The sequence below is a fragment of the uncultured Cardiobacterium sp. genome (assembly GCF_938028185.1).
In the GTDB taxonomy this organism is placed as follows: domain Bacteria; phylum Pseudomonadota; class Gammaproteobacteria; order Cardiobacteriales; family Cardiobacteriaceae; genus Cardiobacterium.
This window is the reverse complement of record NZ_CALJAH010000425.1, coordinates 1-2,809: the sequence shown is the minus strand read 5'-3', so window position 1 is coordinate 2,809 and position 2,809 is coordinate 1. Positions and strand designations below refer to the sequence as shown.

The following is a 2,809-nucleotide window of genomic DNA, read 5'->3' as shown; positions in this document are numbered from 1 at the left end:
TTTTTAATACAGGACAAAACCATGAACACAAATATCACCAGTCGCAATCCCTTTGCAGCAGGGACAAGTTTTTAATATTCTTTAGGAATGGTGCATTGGTAAATTTTTCGTCGCAATCCCTTTGCAGCAGGGACAAGTTTTTAATATTCATAACTCACAACGTCTTTGAAATCATGTGTCGCAATCCCTTTGCAGCAGGGACAAGTTTTTAATGAAATGCAAGCGGAAATAAAAAACAATCCTGTCGCAATCCCTTTGCAGCAGGGACAAGTTTTTAATGAATCTAGGCTATCTCGCTGACCTTGCAACCATCGTCGCAATCCCTTTGCAGCAGGGACAAGTTTTTAATAGCGGGGTGTATTTTTTCTCCTTGTCTTCAATAAGTTGAGAGGGGTGTTTCCAACTTTTGCCAGCGGGAAAAGTTGAGCCTTCGGGCTTTGTTTTTGTTCGGGTTTTTCATGGGCGTTTTGTGGGCGCCGCAGGATGCGGTACGCGCGTATTTTACGGTATTTGTTCTGGTTTTTGCAGGCGGTGGCGGGATGTTGTTTGGTTGCCGACCGTTTTGGGAAAACGGATATGTCCGCGATAGCGGGGATGGCTATACATCCTCCCCGTTTTCTCATGAAAAAGCGTTCGCCTTTTTCATGGGGAGTCCCGACCCTCCCCCGCGGCGGACGCTGGTGCGTCCTGCGGGGGAAGGGCGATACCCGCCATTAGTCGATGCCTTTCAGCAGGCGGTTCAGTAGCGGCACCAGCAGCATCAGGACGACCCCGGCGGCGATGCCCAGCCCGCCGATGAGGGCGAAGAAGTCGGCGGTGTTCACCATTTGCAGGTAGTCATGCCAGGGCTGTTGCGCGGCGTGGGCGAGCGCGGCTGCGGGGTCAATGACGACCGGATCGGCAAAATGTACGCCGTAGTTGGCGCGGAAGATGATGCTACCCAAGGTAAAACCGAGCGAGAAGGCGAGGAAGTTCAGCGCGATCATCTGCGTTCTGAAGTGCGGCGGCGCGATTTTGGTGGCAAACGAGGTGGAAATCGGCGAGAGCAGCAGTTCGCCGAAGGTGATGATGAGGATGGCGAAGGCGAAGGTGACCAGCCCCATCACCACGCCGCTGCGCACGAACGGCACGAAGAAGAGGTAGCCGCTGCCGAGGATGAACATGGCGAGGGCAAACTTGAGCGGGGTTTTCGGCTGTTTGTCGCCGAGGCGCGTCCACAGCGTCGCGGTGACGCCGGCGAAAAGGATAACCCACAGGCTTTGCAGCGAGTCTTTCCAGCCGGTGGGGATGGTGAAGCTGCCGATGGTGCGATCCATGATTTGATCGAAATAGATGGTAACGATGCTGTAGAACTGCGAGTATTCGGCGGCGAAAACGCTGACCGTGGCAAAAAGCGGGATGTAGGCGATGATGTAGCGGCGGTGGTCGCTATCGACGCGCGGATCGAGCAGCAGCCGGGCGAAGTAGCCGAGGGTGGCGACGATGATGGTGATGAGCAGGATGCTTTGATAGTTGTCGGTGTTGATTTTGTCGAAATGGACGGCGGCGATGAGTGCCAGCACGACGCCGAGGATGACGACGGCGGCGGCACTGCGCTGGTTGGCGGGCAGCGGGTTGGGGGCGGTGAGTTTTGGCAGCTCCTTGCGCCCGTGGTTATAACGCCACAGACCAAACGCCATGCCGATGGCGGCGAGGCCGAAGCCGTAGTGGAAGCCGATGTTTTCTTGCAGGATGCCGGTGAGGAGCGGGCCGAGCATCCCGCCGATGTTGATGGCGATGTAGAAGATGGAGAATCCGGCATCGCGGCGCGCGCGCCATTCGTCGTTTTCGTAGAGCGAGCCGACCATGGTGCTGGCGGAGGACTTGACGCCGCCGCTGCCGAGGGCGATGCAGACGAGGCCTGCAATCATGCCGCTGACGCCGGGGATGAGGGCAAGGGCAATGTGGCCGAGCATGACCAGCACGCCGGAATAAAACAGGGTGCGTTCCGCGCCGAGGATGCGGTCGGCGACCCAGCCGCCAAAGATGGTAGAGAGATAGACGCTGCCACCATAAGCCGTAGCAATGCTGCCGCCAACCGCTTCGCTAAAGCCAAGCCCGCCTTTGGTCACGCTGTGGTAGAGGTACATGGCGAGGATGCTGTTCATCCCGTAAAAGGAGAAACGCTCCCACAGTTCGATGTGGAAAAGCGTCGAGAGTTGGCGCGGTTGGCCGAAGAAGGTTTTGGACATTGCCGGTCTCCTGTGTGAATGAAGGATTGCGCGAATGTAACACAGAAACGGGCGGGGTGTTTTTCGGCGAATTAAGGGCTTTTTTGAGTGATTTGTTGCGAGCGCGACGCGATGACCGGCGCGGCGGTATGAAAAACGCCCTGGGCGGGGCGGTGGTGTTGCCATCAAAGCGCTGTGTTTGGCATGAATGGCGCGGCGGCGTAGCCGCAAAATCGTCGCCATCACCCGGATGGTGTCGCCGAGGCGCACCTTATGGCGGATTTTGGGCGTAGGGTGTGGCGGCGTAGCCGACACGCACGCGGGGAAGGTTGGAAACGCGTGCGTGCCTGCGGCCATACCTACGATTCTCTTTTGTTTTATGTGCGGACTGTGCAGGTTGGGTTAGAGGGCTGTTTGCAATTCGGCGGATGAGCGCCTCTCTCTTGCTTCGCAAGCAATACTTGTCGCTGCGCGAGCTGTTCCAGTCCCTCTGGGACAAGCATTGCTCGCGTAGCGAGAGAGGGGTTGGAGTGAGGGCAGCAAGCAATTGAAAAATTGGAATTTCGGCTCATCAATAATATCGCTCACCCCCTCCCCAA

Annotated in this window: 1 protein-coding gene and 1 CRISPR repeat array; the gene reads right to left on the bottom strand. The window is 56.9% G+C overall.

Going from position 1 to position 2,809, the window contains the following annotated elements; translation table 11 throughout:
• Positions 1-40: 40 nt before the first annotated feature.
• A CRISPR array of direct repeats spans positions 41-349; the repeat unit is 36 nt; unit sequence GTCGCAATCCCTTTGCAGCAGGGACAAGTTTTTAAT.
• Between the two features lie 364 nt (positions 350-713).
• On the bottom strand, positions 714-2,231 hold the full coding sequence (locus Q0349_RS12305) for an oligopeptide:H+ symporter (RefSeq protein WP_298081311.1): 1,518 nt from the start codon (positions 2,229-2,231) through the stop codon (positions 714-716).
• Positions 2,232-2,809: the final 578 nt, after the last annotated feature.